This window comes from Saezia sanguinis, from assembly GCF_003991585.1.
Classification (GTDB): Bacteria; Pseudomonadota; Gammaproteobacteria; order Burkholderiales; family Burkholderiaceae_C; genus Saezia; species Saezia sanguinis.
On the sequence record NZ_PQSP01000108.1, the window covers coordinates 1 to 262 of the forward strand.

The window sequence follows — 262 nt, forward strand, 5'->3', positions numbered from 1 at the left end:
CTTGAAAGACGAATCATAAACGATTGACTGATCTTGTTCATTCAAAAGAACATATTCCCTATTAACAAGACCTTTTAAAATAGACGCAGGCGAAGGCCATATCACCTCAGACGACAAATCCGCTCGATCGCCGGTGCGCTTATCAAAAATGAGACCATACGCATAACTTTCCGGATGCGCTAAATATTTTCCCTGATACAAAACATGAAGAACCACCGATACATAGCGATCATTCTCGAAGGTCGTTTCATAGTGCATGGAC

Annotated in this window: 1 protein-coding gene; it reads right to left on the reverse strand. The window is 41.6% G+C overall.

What is annotated here, in order from left to right; genetic code table 11:
* A partial coding sequence (locus CUZ56_RS16065) for a hypothetical protein (protein ID WP_204250956.1) occupies positions 1 to 262 on the reverse strand: 262 nt, incomplete at both ends.